The following is a 24,612-nucleotide window of genomic DNA, read 5'->3' as shown; positions in this document are numbered from 1 at the left end:
CGATCATGACATCATGCCTTTTCTCCCGCGGCCTCCGGGGAATGATCGAAGCTGGGCGCGCCCGCAGGCGCGCCGCGTGGGGTTTCTCTGCCGCGGTCGCGCTGATAGTAAGTGCCTGCGATCGCGCGCTCGAGGTGACCGATCCCGACGTCATCGCCATCGAGAACATCAACTCCCCGGAGTCAGCGGAGGGTTTGCGACTCGGTACACTTGGCCGTCTCAACGGTATGACGAGCGGGGGCGAATCTGTATTTCATTTTCCCGGCCTTCTCACTGACGAGTGGCGCTCGGGCGACACGTTCGTCCAGCGCGACGCAACTGACCAGCGCTTCGTGCGCGAAGAGGTCAGCGTCATCAGCGGTATGTGGTATGACATAAATCGCACGCGAACCGCCGCCAACCAGGCGATTGATGCTCTCCGCGCCTATCCTCCGGCAGCCGCATCCGCACTCCCACTCGTCCAGTCGGGTATCGCACAGATGTACTGGGCACGCGGGTTCGCGGAAACGGCGATCGCCGAGAACTACTGCAACGGAACTCCGCTCAGCAGCTTCAACCTCGACGGTTCTGTCATCACTTACGGAGCTCCTGAATCGAACGCCCAGGTGTATGCTCGGGCTCTCGCGAGCTTCGACTCGGCAAGCGCCGGCGCGGCCAGTAACACGCGCGGAGACACCGTGCGTATTTTGGCGCGGATCGGCCGGGCGCGGGTGCTGCTGAATCAGGGAGACTTCGCTCGAGCTGGCGCGGAGATCGCGGCTTCGCCCGCAATCCCGAGCGACTTCCGCTTCAGGATGTTCCATCAGGAAGCAGTATCCGGCACAGCGGTGAATCAGCTCTGGGCGCTCAACAACTCAGGCAGGCGGTACGTCGTTGGCGACAAGGATGGAACCGTCGGGCTCAACTTCGCTTCATCCGGCGATCCAAGAATTCCGGTATGTCGCGGGAACGACACCGTCTGCCGTGGCTTTGGCGTCTTGAATTCGAGCTCATTCGACGGCAACTTCGGCGCTTCGCCGCGCATTGGTGGGCCCTACTACGTTCAGCTGATCTGGCCGACGCGCGACGACGATGTCGCGATCGTGACGGGTGTCGAGGCACGCTTGATCGAGGCCGAGGCAAAGCTGCGGTCGGGTGACGCCGCCGGTTGGCTTCAGACGCTGAACACTCTGCGTGCCAGCTTCCAGTCGCTGAAGGATCCGACGAACGTGACGACTGCGGGGGCAGTGCTCGCGCCTCTCGTTGCTCCCGGCACGCAGATCGCGCAGGAAGATCTGCACTTCCGCGAGCGCGCATTCTGGCTGTTCGGACGCGGTCACCGCCTCGCCGACATGCGGCGTCTCGTTCGTCCCGTGGCAAGCGGCGGGTTCGGTCGGGCTGTCAACACCGTTTATCCAAACGGCCCGTTCTTCAAGGGCGGAACCTACGGGGAGGACGTGAATATCATCGTGCCCCAGTCGGAACGGAACAATCCGAATTTCTCCGGATGCACCGATCGCAATCCATAGGGGTGGGTGAGCGCAGTTGAAAGAGAGGGGCCGAGCGCCCCTCTCTTTTTTTGCCAAAGCTCGAGCGCTCAAACCTGGGAATGGTGCAGGACCTCGCACGCAGGCCAACGGGCGGATTCGATGCAAACCGGTAGCGCATGGCGTGGTCCCTGCTGATTGACCTTGCCACCGCGATGGTCCCTCACAACCTTTGAACAATGTCCGACCCAAAGCTCCCCTCGATTCTGGTCGTCGACGACAACCAGGACAACGCCCACATCATCCGGGATTACCTGGAGGCTCGCGGGTACAGGATCTCGGTCGCATATGATGGAAACGAGGCGATGGAGGTCTTCGAGCGCGAAAAACCTTCCATCATCCTGCTCGATGTGATGATGCCTGGCCGCGACGGCTGGCAGGTATGCCGCGAGATGAAGGACCACCCGACGCTCGGCTCCTCCATCCGCGTCGTCATGGTCACGGCCCTTCAGGACTGGATGAACAAGCGGCAGGCATTGGAGACAGGCGCCGACGATTTCGTGGAGAAGCCGTTCGAGCTGGCGTCGCTCGCGAAAGTGGTGGAGCGGAACGCAGCCAAGCTCGCCCCCACGCCCTGACGTTGCCGAACTACCGGCAGCTGTTCCGAGCGGGACACGACAAGGTCCCAACAGTCTCGGCCACTCTCGACGCGCTGCGTCAGGGCATCCAGGAGCGGGGAGAGCTCGTCATCCTCTACTTCAACTTCGACCGCTACGCCAAGATCGAGGAGATCTACGGGTGGGAGAAGCTGGACGAGATCCTCGAGACGACAATCAAGGCGATGCGGGATTTTTTCCGCGAAGGTCCGTTCGCGTCATCGGAGGTCATGGTCAGCTTCACCAACGACGACGACTTCATACTGTTCCACATTCCCGCTGCCGACGTTCCCGTTCCCACCGACGAGGAGATAACCGACCTCACGATACGGCTGCATCAGTTCATCTCCACGCGTGTGGAGGAGGGTCACGGCGAGGCGGTCGCCGCGCTGTTCGACACGTATGTCGGCCGGGCCCACATTTACTATGATCCGAAAATCCGGCTCGAGCGGCAGATATACCGCGGCATTCGTGAGGCAGCAGCTTCATCGAACAGCGTCGAGCAGAGAGAGCTGGCGCGAAAGAGCGCCGACCTGCGGGAGACCCTCCGCACGGGAGCGCTCTATATCGATTATCACCCGATCGTCATCACCGACACGAAGGAGATCTTCGGGTACGAGGCGCTCGCGCGCGGAACCATGCGAAGCATGCGAAGGCCCGAAGTGATGTTCGAGGTTGCGGCGCAATCGGACATGATCTGGGAGCTGAGCCGCCTCTGCCGAAACACCGCCATCCGCGGAATGAAGGCCAGGCTGGAGAAAAGCCAGCTGCTTTTCATCAACGTCGATCCGCACGATTTCACGGACCCGGCGTTCACCGAGATAGACATGGACGTGCCCGACCCGTCGCGCGTGGTTCTCGAGATAACCGAGCGCACCGCGATCAAGGACTATCCGAAGTTTCGCGGGCGGCTCAAGGATTTCCGCGATCGCGGATATCGCTTCGCCGTTGACGACGCGGGAAGCGGCTACGCGGGGCTGGGCTCGATTGCGAACCTCGAGCCCGATTTCATCAAGCTCGACATCTCTCTCATCAACTGCATCCACGAGAACTTCATCAAGCAGAACCTCGTGGAGACGATGGTTCGCTTCGCGAACGATCAGGGCGCGAAGGTTATTGCCGAGGGAGTGGAGCTCGCCGAGGAGTACGAGACGGTGAAACAGCTGGGCGCGCACCTCGTACAGGGGTTCTACCTGCATCCGCCGGAGCCCGGCCCCGCTGCCCCGCCCGTGGCGACCCTGGTTGAATCGTAGCTGATCGGGCCTCGGCCCGACACTCAGTCTGCAGTTTTTCTATCTCATTAGTGACTCAACAATCTCAACCGATCGATCAGCGGCGCCGAGTCCCGACTGAACTACTTCACGTGCTGCGGTCCGTGCACGAGTAAGCGACTCGGGGTTCTCCAGCCACCGCCGCATTCTACTTGTGATCGCGGCGGAGTCAGAGCACCGAAACGCTCCTCCTGCGGCAACGAGGAGGCTCGCGTCGCGGTTGTCCGCGTGGCCCGGCCCGATGATCACCGGCGCACCGAACGCGGCGGGCTCGAGAAGCGAGTGCAGCCCGGCATCACGGAACCCGCCGCCAACATAAGCCACGTCTGCCAGGGCGTAGAGATCGCCCAGTATCCCGTAGCGATCAACGACGATGACGTCAGCTGACGATGCGGCAGGGTCGCCCGTGCGGGCGTACTCGAGCCCGCTCGACAGCGCCCAGGTTTCGACTGACTCGAGATGCCCCGACGAAAGCTCGTGCGGAGCAATTATCAGTCTCACGCTGGGCAGCGCACGCCGTACCGCCAGCCAGGCCGGGAGCAGGCGCAGCTCGTCGCTGGGCCACGTCGAACCCGCAACGAGTGTGAAGCGCGCCGCACGAAGCGGCCCGATCAGGGCGGCACGCTCGGCTGAATTCGATTCTGCTTTCGACCACGCCTGATCGTAGCGTGCGTCGCCGGTGATTCTCAGGCGGTCCGGCCTCACGCCGGCGCCGATGAGATTGGCACCGTCGGAATCCGACACGGCGCCGACCAGGTCCATCGCGTGGAATGCGTCGCGGAGAAAGAGCTGAGCCGCGCGCGCGCGGCGGCCGGAGGATGCGGGCATTGCAGCGCTCATCAGGCCGAGTCTCGCTCCGCGGCTCGCCGCCTGCTCGACGAGTACGGGCCAGACGTCGAGCTTGCTGAACACAAGAGCAGTCGGCCGGAGCGCGCTCAGTGCGAGCGCCGCATCCCCGACGGTGTCGAAGGGGAGATAGTCGTGAAAGTCGGCTCCAACTGTCGCCGCAAAGCGCTCTGCGCTCGGTGAAAAAAACGTGTACGCGATCTGCGCGCCCGGATGGGCCGCGCGAAAGAGCTGAATTACCGGAAGCGCCTGCAGTCCTTCACCGACGGACGGTGCATGCACCCACAGCAATGGCTTGGACGGGTCCCGGCTTTCAGCTGCCCACTCGGCGTAACGGTGGCGGATGCCGCGGCGGGCTCGAAGTGCGCGCGATGCTTTTGAGTTGCCGGGCGGCGGGATGGCGGCCAGCGCGCGGGCGACCGCTCCCGCGGCGAAGTACGGTATTCGTGCGAGCGGGTTCACCGGGCGCTGCTCAGACCTGCGCGCCGGGCAGCGTCAGCGCGCAGGAGCGGCGCTTTTCGCGATTTCGGCGTCGAGTGCCATCCGCAGTGAGTCAACTGGCAGGGCACCGAGGAGCACGCGATTCCCGATCAGGAATGTGGGCGTGGATTGCACTCCGGCGGCTGCCGACCGGTCCCGGTCAGCGATGATCATTGGCCGGAGCTTCCCCGACTCGATGCACTGCTTCCAGGCCGACTTGTCCACTCCAACGGCGCCGGCGATGGAGTCAAGAACAGCCGTCGATGAGGGTAGCGATGCCCATTGCTTCTGGGTTGCGAACAGGGCTTCGTGGAATTGCCAGAACCTGCCCTGCGCCGACGCGCACATCGCGGCCTCCGCGGTCGGCATCGCGTGCTGATGCTGCGCTAGCGGATAGTTCACATACGCAACTTTGATCTTACCGGTACGTACGTACTCGTCGTCGATCATCTTGTAGCTCTCGTCATGCCACTGCTTGCAGAACGGACACTGAAAATCGCTGGCGATGATGAGCCAGGTTGTGGCATTTGCGTGGCCGGCAATCCGTCCTTTGTCGGCAGCGGCAACGAGTGGGTCGACTGGAGTGGACGCGGCGGGCCGAGCGCCCGAAGGGGACGCGTCGGAAGCCGGAGGAGCAGATCCTGACGGGCTGCAGGCATGAATTGCGACCGCCGCGAGCACCGCGGCACTGAAGTTGACTTTGCTTGACATGGTCTGGTAAATAGGAGCCGGTGATGGTGCTGAAATCAAGGGCGGAAGCACGATAATCCGGTTGTTACGAGCGCCTTCGCGCGCCGCGCTGCGCAGACTTCGCGCATATGCCGTGCTCGCCCCTGTGCTCTCCGTGCTGGTTATCCCTCCGTCGGTGGCTCGCGCGCAGTCCAGGCTCACGATTCCACCGCCTACCGGAGTCGTCAACGACTTCGCCCGCGTACTCGACGCCGGGACGATCGAGCGTATCACGCGGATCGCGGAGGACGTCAGGAACAAGTCGCGGGGCGAGATTGGAGTCGTCACGCTCAGCGACATCGGCCAGAACGTGGCCGCCGACGTCGCACTTCAGATCGGCCGGGAATGGAAAGTAGGCAAGATCGGGAACCCGGGTGATCCGACGCGGAACGCCGGCGCGGTGATTCTCCTCGTGCCGAAGGAGACAAGCTCCGACGGCCGCGGGAAATGCTTCATCGCTACGGGGCAGGGAGCCGAGGGATTCATCACCGACGCGACCGCGGGCGATATCTGCCGCGAGGCCACACCGGCGTTTCAGCAGCGTGATTACGCCACCGGCCTTGAGCTGGTCACGCTTAGAACAGCTCAGCGGTTCGCCAACGAGTTCAAATTCACTCTCGATACAGCGCTCGTGCCGCCCGCGCCGGTGCGCTACCGTGAGCCAGAGCGCCGCGGAATTCCGCCGTTTGTCTTCCTCATCATCTTTTTCGTGGTGATGTCGTTTCTCTCCAGCGCAAGCCGGCGTGCTCAACGGAGAGGACGAAGGGGACGAGAGAGCGGATGCGATGGATGCTTCTGGCCACTTCTGCTGGCGATGCAGTCGGGTGGCGGACACCGCAGCGGATGGAGCGGCGGCGGGTTCGGCGGCGGCGGGTTTGGTGGGGGAGGCGGCTTTGGCGGGTTCGGCGGCGGCGGTGGCTTCAGCGGTGGTGGCGGTGGCTCCAGCTGGTGAGATTCAGGCGCGCGGCGCAGCGGAGATTCCCTCAGTGTCCCGCGGCATGAGGACTACGTAATGGCAATGACATTGGACGAGCTCGTCGGTCAGCTGAACAACGCATTCGGATCTACGCTCGGCTCTGTCGTTCTGTACGGATCGGCGACTGCCGGCGAGCACATCGCCAGGAGATCCGACTACAACGTTCTGGTGGTGCTCGATTCGGTTCCGCTCGACCGGCTTGCCGTCGTCGGGGCGGTGCTCAAAGCGTGGGGCGACGCCGGCAATCCACCTCCGATGATGTTCACGGACGCTGAATGGAGGTCCTCAGCCGACGTGTTTCCAATGGAGTACGCTGATATACTCGAGCGACACAAGGTGCTTTACGGGCCGGATCCGTGTCTTGGAATAACGGTGGCGCGTGACGATCTGCGGCTCGAGGTAGAGCAGCAGGCGCTCGGGAAACTGCTCCACCTGAGGCGCGCGGTGATGGCTGCCGGGGTAGACGACAAGGCGGACATCGAGCTGCTGGAAGCGAGCCTCAGTGCGATCATGGTGGTATTCCGCGGCGTCGCGCGCCTGCTGGGGGATGTTCCGCCTCAGGATTATGCGGAGCTCAGCCGGTCCGTCGCCGCGAAGGCGGGCTTCGATCCTGCCCCGTTCGAGCGTGTGGTGCGACATGTGCGCGGAGAATCGAAGCTCCCGCGCGCCGAGGCACGGCAGGTGCTCGCGGGGTATCTCGCGGGAATGGAATCGCTCGTCGCTTATCTGGATCGCTTCACAGCTTAAACCTTTCCGCGCATATTCCGTACGTTAGGCCGACTCATCCACATCGAGGCACGACCCATGAAACGCCGCTCACTCGTTCTGCTTGTCCCGCTCGCTCTCTCAGGCTGCGGCTACAACCGGATTCAGACGCTTGACGAGCAGGCGCAGCAGGCAAAGCAGCAAATCGAGGTGCAGCTTCAGCGCCGCGCCGATCTCGTTCCCAACCTCGTCAATACGGTGAAAGGCTACGCCGCGCACGAGGAAGGCGTGTTCACTCAGGTCGCCAATGCCCGAACCGGGCTCGCTGGCGCGATCAGAAGCGGCGACCCCGCCCAGCAGGCGGCGGCAGACGCTCAGCTCACCGGCGCCCTCGGCAGACTGCTCGCGATCGCGGAGGCGTACCCGCAGCTGAAAGCGGACCAGACATTCCTGCGGCTGCAGGACGAACTGTCGGGCACGGAGAATCGGATTGCGGTTTCGAGGAGCGACTACAACGCCGCGGTCAATGCGTACAACGCATACATCAGGAGCTTTCCGCAGAAGATCACAGCCGCGGTAACCGGTGCCAAACCGCGAGCGTACTACGATGCGCCCGCCGGATCCGATGTTGCGCCTACGGTGGATTTTTCGAAGCCGGGGGCGCCTGCCGCGCGGGAGGGCGCTCCAAAATGAACATTCGGCCGCCTTTGCCACTGCCCTCTTCCTGGACGCCTTTCCGGGGCGGCCAGATGCGCCTGAACCGACCGCTTTGAATCACTGCGAATCGGGAACTGTCAAGTCACGAGCTGTTGTCGAAACGGTTCCCGGGCGGCTGTCGAACTCGCCACCACGAGATGCGAACGGGAAACCTGGATGGCGTCGATCCCTTGGTCGAAGAAAAGTCTGCTAGCGCAATCCTGCCCCCATCTATTACGTTTTAGCTTAATTGATCGCTCCGCACAGTCTTTCCTACCAGGGACGACTGTGCGGCAGTTCGCGCTCATTGGCAAGCCACCAATGGACGGCGCGGACGTTTCTTCCCAGTGCTTCACACATCACAGTGTGAGCGCGCTCCACAGGAGGACCGGTTATGAAAGGGTTAAGAACGTTCATTTCAGTTGCCCTGGCGCTGGCGTTTCTTCCGGCTTTTGCAGCGGCGCAGCAGGGTGCCACAATCTCGGGCCGAGTCACGAGCGACGCGGGGGACGCACTCCCCGGCGCGAGCGTGTTCCTGGAAGGTCTGAGCCTCGGGTCCACAACGGACAACAACGGACGATACACGTTCAGCGTCCCCGATGCTCGCGTTCGCGGCCAGACGGCAACGATCACGGCCAGACGAATCGGCCACACCGTCCGCTCCGCGCAGATCACGCTCGCTTCCGGAAACATCACGCAGAATTTCACGCTCTCCGCGAATCCGCTTCGTCTCGGTGAAGTCGTCGTCACCGGTGCCGGCACTACGAGAGTGCGCGAGAAGCTCGGCGCGGTCATCAATACCGTTGACTCGACGCTGATCCAGCGTTCGGGCGAGACAAACATTGTGCAGGCACTGGCCGGCAAGGCGCCCAACGTCCAGATCAACCAGCAGTCTGGGGAAGCCGGCGCTTCTTCGTCCATCCGCATCCGCGGCGCGAAGTCGATCACTGGTACCGGCCAGCCGTTGTTCGTTGTTGATGGCGTGCCGATTGACAACACGACCTTCGCGACCGGTCCGGCCACAGCTGGAACCGTTGCGCCGAACCGGGCTTCGGATATCAACCCGGCCGACATCGCCTCGATCGAGATCCTCAAGGGCGCGGCCGGCGCGATCTATGGCGCCCGCGCGGCCGAAGGCGTGGTGCTCATTACGACCAAGAGCGGCGTGTCCGGCCCGACGAAGTGGTCGATCCGCAGCAACGTTGGCTGGAGCGATGTCAACAAGGGCATTCCGCTTCAGCGGACGTTCGGCCACGGTGGCGGCGGCGGGATTACTGCGAGCAACGACGATTGCATTATTCGAGATCTCCGGGACTGCGTCACTACGGGAAACAGCTACGGTCCGCGCCTCACTCGCGACGACTACCTCGTCGCTCTTCGCAGCCGCCTCACCGCGCTTGGACGGGATCCGGCTACCGCGGAATCCGTTTTCGCCGGGCTGTATCCGAACGGTATCACCACTTACGACCACTTCAACGAGCTGTTCGACACGGGGGTCGAGTCGGACATTACGCTCTCGGCTTCGGGCGGTAGCGACCGGACGACGTTCTATATGTCCGTCGGTCGCCTCGATCAGACCGGCATCATTATCGGGCCGAATAACTCGTACGATCGAACCACCACGCGCCTCAAGGCGTCGCATCGCCTGACCGACCGGTTCCTCGTCGGTGGAAACGTGTCCTACATAGACACACGCGGTGCATTCGTCCAGAAAGGCTCGAACACGAGCGGACTCATGCTCGGAGCCATGCGCACTCCGCCTAACTTCAACAGCGATCCGTACATTGATCCCGAGACGGGGCGGCATCGATCATATCGGTTCCCGCGGCCGTCCTTCGGCTCAACATCTTCGAGCCGCATATACGACAACCCGTTCTTCGTAGTCAACGAGGTCGTAAACAAGAGTGAGCTTGGACGCGTTATCGGCGACGTCAACCTCGACTACGATCCTTTCGACTGGCTTTCCGTAGACTACAGCTTCGGTGGTGACTACTACACAGACTGGCGTCTGGAAGGGCTGCCGCTCTCTTCGGGTGACCGAAGCACCGGGCGGGTACGTCGTGCCGACCTGCTCAACTTCCAGCTCAGCCACAACTTAAGCACCACTGCGCGCCGGTTTTTCAGCGAGAAGTTCGCCGCGACGCTGACGCTCGGCCAGGCGCTCAACAGCCGCCGCTACCGTCAGAACTACTCCAATGGCTTCGACCTGATCGCGGCCGAGCCGTTCGCCCTCCAGAACACCACCACCCGCGAGCCGCAGGAGTACCGCTCACTGATTCACGGCGAGTCGTACTTTGCCCTGGGCACCGCCGACATGTTCAATCAGCTATATCTGTCGGCCTCGGCTCGCAACGACGGATTTTCGACCTTCGGCGCTTCGAAGCCCCGGCACTGGTTCCCCTCGGCAAGTGTGTCGTGGGTTCCTTCGAATTGGTTCAGCCCGGATGGACAAGGTTTGCTGAGCTTTGCGAAGCTTCGCTTCGCCTTCGGAGAGACGGGCAAGGAGCCCGGCGTATATCTCACGACGCCGACCACGCTGACTGTTGGAGGTGACTTCGGCAGCGGCTGGGGCGACTATGTCAATGCAACCCAGGCAGGGATCGGCGGCTTGTATACGAGCCGTGCGCTTGGCAATAACTCGCTCACGCCCGAACGGACCCGGGAGCTCGAGGGGGGCATTGATGTCGGGTTGTTCAACCAGCGGGCCGACATCGGCCTGACGCTCTACAACTCAAAGTCAAGCGACGTCATTCTTAATGTCCCGATCGCTCCGTCCACGGGCTTCACTTCGCGGCTCGAAAACGCGGCCGAGATCAGCAACCGCGGCGTCGAGGTGACGTTCAACGCGCGGCCTGTGACCCGACCCCGGTTCGCCTGGGACTTCGGGGTAAATTTCTCGCGTAACCGTAACCACGTGGATGATCTGAAGGGAGCCGAGTTCGTTGATAAGTCAGCCGGCACCTTCAGCGGAGTATACGGCGCAGTAACCAAAGGCTCAGAGGTCGGCGTCATTCGTGGCGAGGACTTCGTCAAGTGCGGTCGCGGTTTGACTGTCGGAACAATCGACATTGACAACACGGCCGGACACTGCCAGGGCGCTCCTGGCGGCGCGCTGTACATATCGGCCTCCGGGTATCCGCTTCAGGACCCGACCGATCGGATAATCGCGAACCCGAATCCGAAATGGCTCGGCAGCTTCCGTACGTCGCTCAACGTCCGCGGTCTGACCTTCTCCGCGCTCCTTGACCACAAGCATGGTGGACATGTGTGGAACGGTACGAGTGGCGCGCTCATCTTCTTCGGTACGCATCTGGATACCGAGGAGATTCGGAACACGACGCGCACATTCGGGAAGGACTTTTTGATGGGTGACGGACACGCCGGCGCAGCATACCCCGTCGTCGCCGGACCGGGCGCCGGGAAGCCGGTGCTCATCGGCCAGTCTACCTGGTATCAGTCCCTTGGCAGCAGCTTTACCGGCCCCGACGCGCAGTCCATGGAAGACGGCACGTACACCAAGCTGCGCGAACTCGCCGTCAGTTTCACGATCAGTCCGATATTTGTCCAGCGCTTCGGCGTGGGAGCGGTTGATCTAAGGCTGGCCGGCCGGAACCTCAAGACATGGACCGACTACACCGGCATCGATCCCGAAACAAACCTTGGCGGTGCCGAGGTGTTCGTTCAGGGTGTCGACTACTTCAATAACCCGCAGACCAGGACGTTCATTCTGTCCGTGGGTCTCACGCGATAACGGGATAAATATCACTCATGAACAGAATCCTTAAAAAGCTCGCGGTGGCCGCGCTGCCAATGTCTCTGGCAGCAGGCTGCTCGGACTTTCTCACCGGCGGGGAGCTTGATACCGATCCGAATCGGCCTCTCGAGCCCGGCTCGCCCAATCAGCTCTTCGTAGCTACGCAGTCGGCCTACTGGTTCAACAGCACCAGCGAGGCGGTGCGCGCGATCTCGATGTGGATGCAACAGATGGCCGGTACGGACCGCCAGTACCAGTCGCTGGCGCTGTACGATTATGTCGAGAGCGAGTTCGATACTCCGTGGATATACGTCTATGGTGGTGGCGGTCTGGTTGACGCGCGCAAGCTGCAGACTCTTGTCGCGGCCGACAAGCTCTACCTCGGCGTCGCGCAGTTGCTTGAAGCGATGCATCTGGGGCATGCCGCCGACTGGTGGGGAGACGTGCCGTACGCCGAGGCGTTCACCGATCAGATCACGCCGAAGCTTGACCCTCAACTCGAGGTTTACGCGGCGCTGCAGGCTCAGATAGACAAGGCAATCGTGAACATCTCCGGTGGTGGCCAGGGTCCAGGAGCAGCCGATCTGTCTTACGGCGGCAACAGCGCTCGCTGGCTCGCGCTGGCTCACACGTTGAAGGCACGATACTATCTCCATGTCGCGGAACGGGACGCATCGGCATACGCCAAAGCGAAGGCCGAAGCGGCCCTGGGAATCTCCAGCGCGGCGGGTACGTACTCCGCGGTATTCAGTGGGTCAGCCGGAGAGGAGAATCCGTGGCACCAGTTCGTGGTTCGCGAGCGGACCGGCTATATCAAGACCGGCTCGACTCTCGTGGACACGATGAAGGCTCGGAACGATCCTCGTCTGTCTAGCTACTTTGCCCTTAACGACAGAGGGGTCTATCAGGGCGCTCCCCAAGGCGCGGCATTCGGGCCGCAATTTTCTGATCTGAGCGTTGGGCGTCGCGCGTCAGGGTTCGACCAACCGCTGGTGTCCTTCGAGGAGAATCTCCTCATCTGGGCAGAGGCGGCTTACCGGACTGGCGACGAGGCCACTGCCCTTCAGAAGCTCAACCAGGAGCGTGCGCTTTACGGCATCGCACCGGTCGTGGCAGCGGGACCGGAGCTGCTCCGCCAGATAATGACGGAGAAGTACATCGCGCTCTTTCAGAACGCCGAGGTGTGGAGCGACTGGAAGCGGACGTGCCTCCCGGCTCTGACGCCGGCGGCCGGCTTCTCGATAATCCCGGCTCGCTTCTACTATCCCACTAGCGAGCGTCAAACCAACCCGAACGTGCCCGTGCTTTCGGGTCAGCCGCTGCGGAATCCGAACGATCCCGCGAATCCCGGGTGCGACAGCCAGAACTAAAGGAGAAGCATACGGGTTTAGGAATTGCTGATGGTGAACAGCCCGAGCCTAACGGCTCGGGCTGTTCGATTCTGGTACCACGTCATTCGCATTATTCGCCGTTAAATTCTTAGCTCCATGATCCCGGAGGTTGCCATGAAGCTGCCATTGTTCGCGATGCTGGTTGTTCTCACCGGCTGCTACACGTACGTCCGAACGCCCGAATCGCCGGTTGCCGGCCGGGAGTTCTCGTTACATCTCACCGATGCCGGATCCGCCCAGTTGGCCGGGGAGTTGGGCGCGGGCGTTCTCGCTGTCCAGGGTCGCGTGACGACTGTTGACAATCAGGGCCTCGGGCTCGCTGCGACCGGCGTTGTCAGGCGAGGCGGCCACGAGAAGTGGAGCGGAGAATATCTCACGATTCCCCGCGCGCTGATCGCCACCTCCGAAGAAAGAAAAATCTCCGTATGGCGCTCGACTGCATTTGCGGGGTTGATTGCGCTCGGTGGTTTCGTAATCAGTCGGACGATCACAGAGGTTTTGGGAGACCCGGAGCGAGGCGGATCGTCGCCGAAGCCCCCACCGGAGACCTGACACTTCCGGGTCTGATGGACCCGACCGCGCAGTGGCGCCGGCCTTGCGCACGAACCTATATTGACTGGTGTATTAACGGTGGAGCGTAACGCTGGAGCGTTACGCGCGAGTTGAAGGAGTCCCCATGGCGGGCATGTTTTACGGAACGCGGCTGAGCGGGGCGCGGCCATCTGGTGACCGCAGAGCCATAGTGCGTTGCCTCGCCGGCTTTTGTTTGAGCGCGGGTATGGGACTGGCCGTCAACCCGTTCCCTGCGCTCGCTCAGTCGTTACAAGGAACCATCAAGGACAGGGCTTCGGGCCTGCCCGTCCCGGGGATGGTAATTTTTCTTCTGGATTCCTCGGGCGCAGCCGTCGCATCGACGCTGTCCGATGAGAAGGGTACCTTCGTCATGCAGGCGCGGTCCGCCGGAACTTATCGGTTGCGCGCGGAAGCCGTTGGAGTTTTCAGTGAGACTACGGCGAGCTTCCGCCTCATGGACGGAGAGTCCGTGACTCACGCGTTCGTCTTCGGCCGACGCACGCGGGATCTGCCTCCAGTTCGGATCGTGGAAAAACAGCGGTGCGTAGCCGCGCCCGAAGCCGGCATCGCGGTGGCCGCACTATGGGATGAGGTTCGGAAGGCGCTGACCGCGACCGAGCTGACCACGGCGGCGGCCCGTTACCGTTTCAATCTCCGGCAGTATGAGCGCGAGCTGGATCTGAAAATGTTATCCGTCAAGCGCTCGCGAAGCTGGGAGCGCGTCGGCTTGAACGCCGAACCGTACGGAAGCATAACGGCGGATTCGCTGGCCGCCCATGGATATGTCCAGGTAACCACCGAAGGAACCTGGTATTACGCCCCGGATGCCCGGACCTTCCTGTCTGACGCCTTCATGCGGACCCACTGCCTCAGGCTCGCTGAGCCCAACTCGGAGCGACCAGGGCTGATTGGACTCGCGTTCGAGCCGGTCGCGAAGCGGGAACGCCCCGACGTTCGCGGAGTGCTCTGGCTCGATGCCCGTACGTCGGAGCTGCAGTATCTCGAATTCGGTTACACAGGGCTTCCCAAAAACATCAGCGATCATAACTTCGGGGGACGAGTGGAATTCGCCCGGCTACCAGCCGGCGCCTGGGTCGTCCAGCGGTGGCATATTCGGATGCCCAAGCTCGTCCGGGAGCTGCGGTACAAGACGAGCCCTGTCCTCGAAATGGGGATCCCTCCGCGGATGACGCCAGTCAGCCAGGAGGTAGTCACCGGGATCATCGAGCGTGGCGGGGAAGTCAAAGATCGTGTCCTTGCTCACCAGGATCTGGAGCCAATAGCGCTTGCCTCGCTTGGCGGCTCGGTGTTCGACAGCACCACCGGTGTTCCGCTCGCACAAGCCAATATCTGGCTTGATGTGCCCGGCCAGGCGGTCCCGGCGGGGAGGGCAACCACTGATTCCGTCGGCCGGTTTCGGGTAGACAGCATTGCACCCGGCGCTTACATCATCAGCATTACCCACCCCCGCCTGGACACTCTTGGCGCATCACTGGAACCGGTTTCGCTGAGCCTTGAACGCGGTGAGTCGGTGGATGTCGCGTTCAGCACTCCGTCGGCGGCGACGATCGGCCGAACCATGTGTCCGGCACCTCTCTCGACGGAAGCGGCTCTGGTCCGCGGCTCGGTGCGTCGCGAGCCGGGCGGACCGCCGGTGGCCAGCGCTCGCGTGGTCGCGCGATGGAACAGCGACGGGTCGCCCATCGCCAGCGGACTCCCTGCCACCTTCACAGAGGTTTCCGCGACCTCTGACCCGAGCGGCCACTTTACTCTCTGCGGGCTCCCACGCGACCGCGCGATGGAAATCAGGGCAGCAGACTCGGAGAGCCCGGGCGAGCCGCTGTCGCTTCTTCTGGACTCAGCGCAAGTGACGGTAGTCGAACTTTTCGCGCCCGAGGGAGGTTCGGCAAGGCGTGGTACAGCCGTCATCACCGGGATGATCGCGGGGGTCGACGCAAAGCCGATCGCGAGTGCGGAAGTCCGCGTTTTTCCCGCCGACGTCGTCGTTCGGACCAATTCCAGGGGAGAATACCGTGTCTCGGGTCTTGCTGCCGGGAGACATCTCCTGGAGGCGCGGGCGCTGGGTTATGGGGCGGTACGTCGCATTGTCATGCTGGGCTCCACCGCTGATACGGTCAACGTGTCGCTTCCGCAGGTGAGAACCCTGAGGACGGTTACCACTACGGCGCGGAGAGATCCGTATAGGACGGGCTTCTACGATAGAATGAAGCGCAACTCCGGCGGACACTTTCTGCCTCCCGCACGAATCAACGCCAGCGGGACGAGACGGGTAACAGAGCTTCTGTCGACCGTGCCCGGAGTGAAGATTCGCAAGATCGGACAAATGTCTGTCGTAGAGCTCACGGGCCGCGGTGTCCGCAGCCTGACCGGGTGCCCGGTGGTGTACTTTCTGGATGGTCTTCGATACCTGCCGGGTTCTCAGGGACTGGATGGGGAAATCGGACTGGATCACATCGAGGCCATCGAGGTGTACACCCCCGCCACCGTGCCTGCTCGGTTTTCAGGGATGGCGGCGGGTTGCGGGGTGGTGTTGCTGTGGACCCGAGAGAAGGCTGTTTACGCGAAGGACGGCAAGGAGGCGGAGGTAAAACCAGTCAAAGACGCTTTGGAGACAGCGCCCAAGGATGCAAGAAAGACTCGTTGACAAAGCCGAGCGCGTGTCCGCTCATCGTTCTTTCGGGAAGAGGTGCCCTTTTTCTACACGCCATCCGGCGGGATCCAGCGCCTCGAGCTCGCTGAACCGCTGATCGTGCACCGAGCCCGGCCCACCGAGCTGACCCCACAGATCCTCGGATTTTCCCGGCATGAAGGGAGAGATGTAAACCGCCTGCCTGACGAGCTGCCTCGCCAGTGAAGAGAGCGTGAGATCCAGCTTCGCGGCAGCGGCTGGATTCTTCGCGAGCTTCCACGGCGCCTGGCGGTCGACGTACTCGTTCGCCCGCATGATCGTCTGCCACGCTGACTTCAGCGCCTCGCTCAACAGATATCCGCGCGCGCCGTCCATGTTGGAATGGTACGTCGCATAATCAGCAGCGTCGGCTGCATCGATCTCATTGCGCGCACCGTGAGGTATCACACCCTCACGGTATCGCTCGATCATCGAGACGGTACGGCTCGCGAGATTGCCCCACGCATTCGCGAGGTCCGAGTTGTACCGCTCCTCGAAACGTGACCAGGAGAAATTTCCGTCGCCGTCGAACGGAACCTCGCGCAGCAGGAAATACCGGAACGCATCGGCGCCAAACCGGTCGATCGCTTCATTCATGTCGAGCCTGACCCCGGACGACTTGCTGAACCTCTCCCCCGCGAGGAAAACGAAGCCGTGCGCCCATACCTGGCGCGGAATCTCGATGCGGGCAGCCATCAGCATCGCCGGCCAGATGATCGAATGGAATCGCGTGATGTCCTTTCCGATGACATGGAGGTCGGCCGGCCAACGGCTGCGGTAGCCGTCCTTCGGGTACCCGGTCGCGGTGAGGTAGTTCGGGAGAGCGTCGAACCAGACATAGGTAGTCTGTGTCTCGCCGCTGCCGGACGGCCGCGGAAAGGGCACCCCCCACGTGAACCGCGAACGGCTCGCCGAGATGTCATCGAGTCCCTGATCGAGCAAAGCCAGCATCTCGTTACGGCGGCTTCGGGGACCGAGGAAATCCGTCTCTCCGATCAGAGACCGCAGCCTGTCGGAGTATGCCGAAAGCCGGAAGAACCAGTTCTTCTCGGCAACCCATTGCAGCGTGCGTGTCGGATGCAGGACGCACTTTCCCTGGATGATCTCATTGTCCTGTTTGAACGACTCGCAGCCGATGCAGTACCAGCCCTCATATTCCTTTTCGTAGAAGTCGTCCGGTGAGTTCTCGAAGATCGCTTCGATGAGAGCGCGAACTCCCTCGTGGTGATCTTTCGCGGTAGTTCTGATGAACTGATCGTTCGAAATCGAGAGGCGTTGCCACATCTCCTGGAATCGCAGGGCAACCTCGTTTACGAGCTGCTGCGGCTCGATTCCCCGCTTTGCCGCCTCTGAAGCCACCTTCTGCCCGTGCTCGTCCATCCCCATCAGGAAGTGGACATCGTCGCCGCACAGCCTCCGGTAACGCGCGATTGCGTCAGCACCGATCTTCTCGAATGCGTGGCCGTGGTGGGGGTCGCCGTCGGCGTAGTCGATGGCGGTCGTCACATAGAACTTTCCCAACTACTGTGGCCCGGAATCGCTTCCGCGACCGCGTCGCCCCCCGCGACGCCCGCGGCGGCGACGACTCGCTTTGTCGTCGGTCGCTCCAGGTTGTGCGTCAGTACCCTCCGCGGCCCCCATCGCTGATGTCTCGGCGGCCCGCGGGGCATCTTCCACGATGAGCTCGACAGTCGGCATCGCTTCCTGCTCGGAAGCGAACAGGAGTTCGAGAGATATATCCTCGCCGTTCTCGCTCGGCTCGGGATCATCGTGCTCGAGCGCCGCGACGGCGTCTCCGGCATTCGTTCCGGCGCCGATCTCCCCGCGCAGCGCGGCCCTCTCACGGTTGAAATCCGCGAGAGGCACCACGCGAACATCGCCCTCCGCATTTCTCAGCGTCAGCCGCTCATGAAAGATGTCGATGGACATGAGCTTCTCCTCACCGCGGGCGGTTGTGAGCAGCTTTCCTTCCTTGGGGAATCGTTTCCGGCTCTGGACGTAAAACTCGTGCTCATAACGAAGGCAGCACATGAGCCGCCCGCAGGCGCCGGAAATCTGCGCGGGGTTGAGGGACAGGCGCTGATCCTTCGCCACGCCGAGGTTCACAGGCCGAAGCTCAGGCAGCCATGACGCTGAACAGTATTGCCGGCCGCAGCGGCCGACGCCGTCCAGCCGGCGGGCCTCGTCGCGCACGCCGATCTGCTTGAGCTCTATCCGTGTGCGAAAGAGAGACGCGAGGTCACGCACGAGGTTGCGGAAGTCCACGCGCTTCTCGGCGGTGAAGTAGAAGGTCAGCTTCTTCTTGTCCCACTGCCATTCGGCGTCGGAGACCTTCATCGCGAGCCCATTGGCGCGCACACGCTCCATCGCTTTCTGCCGCGCTTCCTCGTTCAGGCGGTCGAGGTCTGCTGCGCCCGTGCGGTCGCGCTGGCTGGCCAATCGCAGAGCTTTTCTATCGGGGGCGGCCGTGCCGCACCCGTGAGCGCATCCGCCGCTGCGCTTCTGCGCGAGCTCACCCAGGGCATGCACATACCCCAGATCCTCACCGCGGTCGGCATCGACGATCACTGCCGCCTTGAGCGGAGGCGGATCGGGATAATCCCAGAGGAAGAACTCCTTTCGGTTACCCTTGAACGCAACTTCTACGAGATGCGCCAAGACACTCTGCTCACTCGGTCCACTGCCCGAGTCGGAGGTATTTCTGCCGTCGTCGTCGAACGAGCTTCTCCGGACGGTACTTCCGCAGCTCCTCGAGGTGACGGTTCAGCGCATCTTGCAGAGTCTTCGCCGCGGCCGGATGATCGGAATGTGCGCCTCCTGGTGGCTCGGGGACTATCTCGTCTATCACTCGCAGCTCGAAGAGGTCGGGGGCAGTGACGCGCAAAGCTGCAGCAGCTCGCTCCCGCATCTCCGGGCTCTTGCCGTCCTTCCACAGTATCGCCGCGCAGCCTTCGACCGTGATCACGGAGTAGACGGCGTTCTCCAACATCAGCACGCGGTCGGCGACGCCGAGCGCCAGGGCGCCGCCGGAGCCGCCTTCGCCGATCACCGTTGCGATTATCGGGACCGTGAGCTGTGACATCTCCAGCAGATTCCGCGCAATCGCCTCCGACTGTCCGCGCTCCTCGGCGCCGATTCCCGCCCAGGCTCCCATCGTGTCGATGAACGTCAGCACCGGCACGTGGAATTTTTCCGCGAGCTTCATCAGGCGCAGCGCCTTTCGGTATCCCTCGGGGTGGGGCATGCCGAAGTTCCGCTTCAGAATCTCCTTGGTATCGCGCCCGCGCTGCTGCCCCATCACCATCACTGTCTCGCCATCGAGGCGGGCCCAGCCGCCAATGATCGCCGGGTCGTCGCGATAGGCGCGGTCCCCGTGCAGCTCGATGAAGTCGGTGAAGATGAGCTGAATCAGCTCAGAGGTGAACGGTCGCCTGACGTTCCGCGCGACCTGCACGCGCTGCCAGGGGGTGAGATTGTGGTAGATCTGGTCGCGAAGCTCGACGAGCTTCTGCTCGAGCGGCGCGAGCTCGTCGACGACGCTCAGCTGCTGGTCGCCCGCAAGACGCTTGAGCTCGTCGATCTGTCTCTCCAGCTCGGCAATCGGCTTTTCGAAATCAAGAGTCTGACCGGATGTCGCCACTACTTGCTCCCGCGTATCAGACGAACCGACTCGGTACCCAGCAGCGACCGCAGATCGTTGAGGACGGTGTTGTTGACCGCCAGCGTCAAAGTGCGGGAGCGCAGTCTCGCACGCAACCCGTTGCCGTCGCTGTAGTTAATCTCGAGAGACGCCGATCCCGGAAACGACTCCACTACGGCGCGCACGTCATGCACGACTTGCGGGTTCAGCGTCGCGTCGCGCGTCAGATCGATCGCGATCATCACCTGCCCATTCGCCCTGAACTCAGCAAGCCGGGTGACGGACTCGACGACGAACGAAGGATTGTCCGCCGTCTGATCACGGCGCGGGTATCCGCCCTTGATGAGAACCGGTACGTCGGTCTTCACCTGCTCCGACAGCACCGACCACTTCTCGGGGAAGATCATGACCTCAGACGATCCCGAAAAATCCTCGATCGTCACCCGCGCGAACTCCGATCCGGTGCGCTTGCTGAGCTGGCGCTTGATGTTGGTGACCACAACGGCAAGCGTCATCGGCTCGGCGTTCCACCCCGTCAGATCAGCGACCTTGTGGGTCGCGAACAGCTCCGATTCAGTTCGGAACGGATCGAGCGGATGTCCCGACGTATAGAAGCCGAGAATCTCCTTCTCTTTCGCGAGCCGCTCCGATTCGCTCCATGGAGGGACATTTGGCAGCGAGAGGGGAGCGTGCGTTCGTGGGTCGCCGACGTCGGGACCGCCAAACATCGACACCTGCCCGGTCGCCTCCTCCTCCTGCTGCAGAGATGCTTCGCGGAGCGCCTGATCGAGGATCGTCGTGAGCTGCGCTCGGTGTCCGTCGAATGCATCGAGCGCCCCGGCGTAGATCAGCGCCTCGAAGACACGCTTGTTGCAGACGCGGAGGTCAACGCGATCAGCGAGGTCGAACAGCGATTTGAACGGACCTTTCTCGCGGGTGGCGATGATGGAGTCGATTGCGCTCCGCCCCACATTGCGGATCGCGCCGAGTCCGAACCTGATGCGCTTCTCGCTTATGACAGTGAACTTGTATCCGGATTCATTGACATCGGGTGGCAGCAGCTCGAGACCCATGTCACGAGCCTCGTTGATGTACTTGACGACGCTGTCGGTGTCGCCGATCTGCGACGAGAGGAGCGCCGCCATGAAGTCGGCCGGATAGTTGATCTTGAGCCATGCGGTGTTGAACGCGATGATCGAGTAAGCGACGGCATGGGCCTTGGTGAATCCATACCGGCCAAACGTCTCGAGCTGGCCTGCGATCTCCGCAATGATCTCGGGGTCGTAACCGCGCTCGACCGATTTCTCGATGAACTTCCCGAGCTCCTGGCGAATCAGGACCGGATCCTTCTTGCCTACAGCCTTCCTGAGCACGTCGGCTTCAGCCAGAGAGATTCCGGCAATTTTCTGCGCCACTCGCATCACCTGCTCCTGGTAGGTGATGACCCCATAGGTGGTATCGAGAATCTCCCGCAGCTCCGGCAGGAGATAGGTCACGGGCTCTTCGCCCTTCTTGCGCCTGCAGTAGACCTTGTGCATGCCGGCATCGAGAGGGCCGGGGCGCACAAGCGCGTTGGACGCAACGAGATCGTCGAAGCGGTCGCACCGCATGCTGCGAACCATGTCCGTCGCGAGTGGCGACTCGAACTGGAATACTCCGGCAGTCTTGCCGGCGCGAAGCATCCGGTAGACCGCCGGGTCGTCGAGCGACAGGGCGTCGAGGTCCGGCGTGGTTCCGATGCGGGTGCGGATGGATGCCAGCGTGTCGTCTATCACCGTGAGCGTCGTCAGGCCGAGGAAGTCGATTTTCAGCATCCCAACAGACTCGAGCGCGTTCATGTCGTATTGCGTGACCACGATGCCCTCTTCGCCATTGGCGCCCGATCCTCGCGTACCCGCCTGAGTGAAGACAGGCACGTACTCGTCGAGCGGGCCGGGGGCAATCACCACTCCCGCGGCATGAACGCTCGTATTGCGTGAGAGTCCTTCGAGCGCGATCGCGAAGTCGAGGAGCTCGTGGTATCGCTCGTCGTCGTGATAGAGCCGCTTCACTTCCGTCACGCGCTCGATTGCCTCACCAACCGTGAGCGAATAGTTCGGCAGATTGGGAATGAGCTTCGCCAGCGTGTCGGTCTCGGCCGGAGTAAATCCGAGGGTTCGTCCGACGTCCTTCACTGCCGCGCGCGACTTGAGCGTGCCGAAGCTGACGATCTGTCCCACCGAGCTGCGACCGTATTTCTCGCGGACGTACTCGATCACTTCGCCGCGGCACTCCATGCAGAAGTCGATGTCGATGTCGGGCATCGACACTCGCTCGGGATTGAGAAAGCGCTCGAAGAGGAGGTCGAAGCGGAGCGGGTCGACGTTGGTGATGCGGAGCGAGTACGCGACAATGGATCCGGCCGATGATCCGCGGCCGGGTCCAACCGGAATGCCTTTCTCCCGCGCGGCGCGGATGAAGTCCTCTACAATAAGGAAGTAGCCGGCGTATCGCGCATTGGTGATTACGCCGAGCTCGTAGTCGAGGCGCCGGCGGACTTCATCCGGGAGCGGATCGCCGTAGCGCTTGCGTGCCCCGGCGTTCGCGAGCTCGATGAGAAGTGAGTCCTCGCTTTCCGCGCCGGCGGGCAGGGGAAACGCCGGGACCTGAATCTTTTTCCTGAGCTCGATGCCTGCCTCTTCACCGATTCGCATCGTGTTTTCGAGAACGTCCGGACGATCGGGGAAGGCCGCGGCAATTTCGGTCGAGCTCTTGAAGTACAGGCCTTCGTTGTAGCGCATCCGGTCGTTGGACGTGTAATCCTTGCCGAGTCCGATGCAGAGGAGAATGTCGTGGGCTTCGTGGTCCTGCGCGCGGAGGAAGTGCGAGTCGTTGGTTGCAACGACTGGGATTCCCATCTCTTCAGCCAGACGAAACACACGCGCGTTGAGCTCCGCCTGGTTTTCAGTGTCGTGTGCCTGCACCTCGAGGTAGTAGTCGTCGAAGGTGTTGGCGTACCATGATGCTGCTTCGCGCGCTCCGTCCCAGTTGTCGGCAAGGAGGTGCTGAGCGAGTTCGCCTGCCATGCACGCCGAAGAGACGACGATGCCTTCGTGATAGCGGGCAAGAAGTTCACGATCGACGCGGGGCCGAGAGTAAAACCCTTCGGTATACCCCAGCGAGCTGAGCTTTACGAGGTTCCGGTAGCCCGTGTTGTTCTTGGCGAGTAGAACGAGGTGATAGTAGGGCTTCCGCTTGCCGTCGCGCTCCCTGCTGCGGCGATCGCCGAGAGCGACATAGGCCTCCATGCCGATGATCGGTTTTATCCCGGCTTTCCTGGCTTTTTCCTGGAACTCCCACGCGCCGTGGAGATTGCCGTGGTCCGTGATGGCGAGGGCGGGCTGCTCGAATTCCCTCGCCCTCGCGATCAGGTCGTCAATGCGATTTGCGCCGTCGAGGAGAGAGTACTCCGAGTGGCAGTGGAGGTGGACGAAGGACACACTTTAACAATATGCGCGTCGTTGTCGCGACGATAGCCGTGTGCGGCGGTCCTCCCGCATGCGCGGCAGGACACGCCTAACCGTATCTTTCGCCCATGCAGCCCCGAAAGCGTGCGGCGGTATTCATCCTCGCCGCGGCCCTCTTTGCCATGACCCTCTCTCCCACGGGGTGCTATCTCAGCCGTGGCGCGTGGGAGGAGGGGAAGATCCTGGCGCGCAGGCGGCCCATTGCGGAGCTCGTTGCAGACCCCAGCCTCGATTTCGCGGTGCGCCAGAAGCTCAGACTTGTGCTCGCTGCTCGCTCATACGCCAGGGATTCAGTCGGGCTTCGTACGAAAGAAAGCTTTACGACCTACTCGCGTCTGGACAAGGACACACTCGTCCTGGTTCTGTCCGCCGCGTACCGCGACAGGCTGGAGCCTTACACGTGGTGGTTTCCGATTGTCGGACGAGTTCCCTACAAAGGGTACTTCGACTTCAATGCGGCGCGCCGGGCGGCGCGCAAGTTCTACGAGGACGGGTATGACGTTTCATTGCGACCAGCTGATGCTTTCAGCACACTCGGCTGGTTCAACGACCCGCTGCTCAGCACGAGTCTCAAGCGCGATTCGGTCGACCTCGCCAATACCGTCATTCACGAGCTGACTCACAACACTTTTTATGCTCCGGGCAGCGCTCCGTTCAACGAGTCGTTCGCGAGCTTCGTCGGAGCGCGCGGTGCTGCCGCGTTCTTCCGCTCTCGTGGACAAACGGGGGCCGCCGCCCGGGCGGACGCTGCGTGGGAGGATGAGAAGATTCTCGGCGAATTCTGGAGCTCGCTCGCGCGCACACTGGACTCGGCCTACTCGGCGCATCCTGAAAGCCGTGACGCACGCATCGGGGTGCGCGACACGGTTTATTCGCGGGCGCGGGCGACGCTGGTCACGGAGATTGCGCCGCGGCTGCGAACGGTGAGCCCGTGGTATGCTCAGCGCGTCCCGCTCGACAACGCCTCACTTCTCGCGCGGCGCGTATACGCGAGGAATCTCGACCTGTTCGATGCCGTGTACGCTAGAGAGGGAGGCAACCTGCGACGCGCGATCGGACGCATCATCGGGCTCGCGAAAGCGTCACCGAAGGACCCGTACGATGGGTTGAGGCGCTGGCTGGCGGCCTTCTCAGTCCCGGCGGGCTAGTACAGACTGCCGCTTCAGAATACACGTTCACGCCTCGAAACCCCGCTTTCGCCCATGCTCGAGGTCTTCGGCTATTGAGGGAGAAC

At 62.4% G+C, this 24,612-nt stretch carries 17 protein-coding genes; 11 read left to right on the top strand and 6 right to left on the bottom strand.

The window, feature by feature from the left end; genetic code table 11:
• The first annotated feature begins 5 nt into the window (after positions 1 to 5).
• From VES88_16230 to VES88_16220, 3 genes are all read left to right on the top strand, one after another.
• Positions 6 to 1,508, top strand: a complete 1,503-nt coding sequence (locus VES88_16230; GenBank protein HYN83035.1) for a hypothetical protein — start codon at positions 6 to 8, stop codon at positions 1,506 to 1,508.
• A 197-nt stretch (positions 1,509 to 1,705) separates the two neighbouring features.
• Complete coding sequence (locus VES88_16225) at positions 1,706 to 2,104, top strand: response regulator (GenBank protein HYN83034.1); 399 nt, start codon at positions 1,706 to 1,708, stop codon at positions 2,102 to 2,104.
• Between the two features lie 2 nt (positions 2,105 to 2,106).
• A complete protein-coding gene (locus VES88_16220) occupies positions 2,107 to 3,375 on the top strand; it encodes an EAL domain-containing protein (protein HYN83033.1) in 1,269 nt (422 codons plus the stop codon).
• Between the two features lie 39 nt (positions 3,376 to 3,414).
• Here VES88_16220 and VES88_16215 read toward each other — a convergent pair whose 3' ends face one another.
• Both VES88_16215 and VES88_16210 read right to left on the bottom strand, forming a co-directional pair.
• Complete coding sequence (locus VES88_16215; GenBank protein ID HYN83032.1) at positions 3,415 to 4,701, bottom strand: glycosyltransferase N-terminal domain-containing protein; 1,287 nt, start codon at positions 4,699 to 4,701, stop codon at positions 3,415 to 3,417.
• A gap of 33 nt (positions 4,702 to 4,734) precedes the next feature.
• Positions 4,735 to 5,430, bottom strand: coding sequence for a thioredoxin domain-containing protein (locus VES88_16210; protein HYN83031.1), 696 nt, complete (start codon positions 5,428 to 5,430; stop codon positions 4,735 to 4,737).
• A 112-nt stretch (positions 5,431 to 5,542) separates the two neighbouring features.
• Here VES88_16210 and VES88_16205 point away from each other — a divergent pair, with 112 nt between their 5' ends.
• The 7 genes from VES88_16205 (at position 5,543) to VES88_16175 (ending at position 16,208) form a co-directional block, all read left to right on the top strand.
• Complete coding sequence (locus VES88_16205) at positions 5,543 to 6,400, top strand: TPM domain-containing protein (GenBank protein HYN83030.1); 858 nt, start codon at positions 5,543 to 5,545, stop codon at positions 6,398 to 6,400.
• A gap of 60 nt (positions 6,401 to 6,460) precedes the next feature.
• Complete coding sequence (locus tag VES88_16200) at positions 6,461 to 7,171, top strand: hypothetical protein (GenBank protein HYN83029.1); 711 nt, start codon at positions 6,461 to 6,463, stop codon at positions 7,169 to 7,171.
• A 57-nt stretch (positions 7,172 to 7,228) separates the two neighbouring features.
• Positions 7,229 to 7,822, top strand: coding sequence for a LemA family protein (locus VES88_16195; GenBank protein HYN83028.1), 594 nt, complete (start codon positions 7,229 to 7,231; stop codon positions 7,820 to 7,822).
• A 397-nt stretch (positions 7,823 to 8,219) separates the two neighbouring features.
• On the top strand, positions 8,220 to 11,576 hold the full coding sequence (locus VES88_16190) for a SusC/RagA family TonB-linked outer membrane protein (protein HYN83027.1): 3,357 nt from the start codon (positions 8,220 to 8,222) through the stop codon (positions 11,574 to 11,576).
• A gap of 17 nt (positions 11,577 to 11,593) precedes the next feature.
• Entirely contained in the window at positions 11,594 to 12,949 is a 1,356-nt protein-coding gene (locus VES88_16185) for a SusD/RagB family nutrient-binding outer membrane lipoprotein (GenBank protein ID HYN83026.1), read from the top strand.
• Positions 12,950 to 13,084: 135 nt separating this feature from the next.
• Positions 13,085 to 13,522 (top strand): hypothetical protein, encoded by a 438-nt coding sequence (locus tag VES88_16180; GenBank protein HYN83025.1) that lies wholly within the window; start codon positions 13,085 to 13,087, stop codon positions 13,520 to 13,522.
• A gap of 124 nt (positions 13,523 to 13,646) precedes the next feature.
• Positions 13,647 to 16,208: a carboxypeptidase regulatory-like domain-containing protein gene (locus tag VES88_16175; protein HYN83024.1), complete on the top strand. Its 2,562-nt coding sequence runs from the start codon at positions 13,647 to 13,649 to the stop codon at positions 16,206 to 16,208.
• A gap of 21 nt (positions 16,209 to 16,229) precedes the next feature.
• Here VES88_16175 and metG read toward each other — a convergent pair whose 3' ends face one another.
• From metG to dnaE, 4 genes are read right to left on the bottom strand one after another with little or no spacing between them, the layout of a single operon-like run.
• Positions 16,230 to 17,753 (bottom strand): methionine--tRNA ligase, encoded by a 1,524-nt coding sequence (gene metG / locus VES88_16170; GenBank protein HYN83023.1) that lies wholly within the window; start codon positions 17,751 to 17,753, stop codon positions 16,230 to 16,232.
• Positions 17,754 to 18,890 carry a regulatory iron-sulfur-containing complex subunit RicT gene (gene ricT / locus VES88_16165; GenBank protein ID HYN83022.1) on the bottom strand — a complete coding sequence of 379 codons (1,137 nt, stop codon included), beginning with the start codon at positions 18,888 to 18,890 and terminating at the stop codon, positions 17,754 to 17,756.
• Positions 18,891 to 18,900: 10 nt separating this feature from the next.
• Positions 18,901 to 19,872, bottom strand: a complete 972-nt coding sequence (locus VES88_16160) for an acetyl-CoA carboxylase carboxyltransferase subunit alpha (GenBank protein HYN83021.1) — start codon at positions 19,870 to 19,872, stop codon at positions 18,901 to 18,903.
• Positions 19,872 to 23,351 carry a DNA polymerase III subunit alpha gene (gene dnaE, locus VES88_16155; protein HYN83020.1) on the bottom strand — a complete coding sequence of 1,160 codons (3,480 nt, stop codon included), beginning with the start codon at positions 23,349 to 23,351 and terminating at the stop codon, positions 19,872 to 19,874. Before dnaE ends, VES88_16160 begins: the two co-directional genes overlap by 1 nt.
• 95 nt (positions 23,352 to 23,446) lie before the next feature.
• Between dnaE and VES88_16150 the strand changes: the two genes are divergently transcribed.
• Entirely contained in the window at positions 23,447 to 24,526 is a 1,080-nt protein-coding gene (locus tag VES88_16150; GenBank protein HYN83019.1) for an aminopeptidase, read from the top strand.
• Positions 24,527 to 24,612 lie beyond the last annotated feature (86 nt).

The sequence above is a fragment of the Gemmatimonadaceae bacterium genome, assembly GCA_035633115.1.
Taxonomy (GTDB): domain Bacteria; phylum Gemmatimonadota; class Gemmatimonadetes; order Gemmatimonadales; family Gemmatimonadaceae; genus UBA4720.
This window is presented reverse-complemented; position numbering and strand designations above follow the sequence as displayed.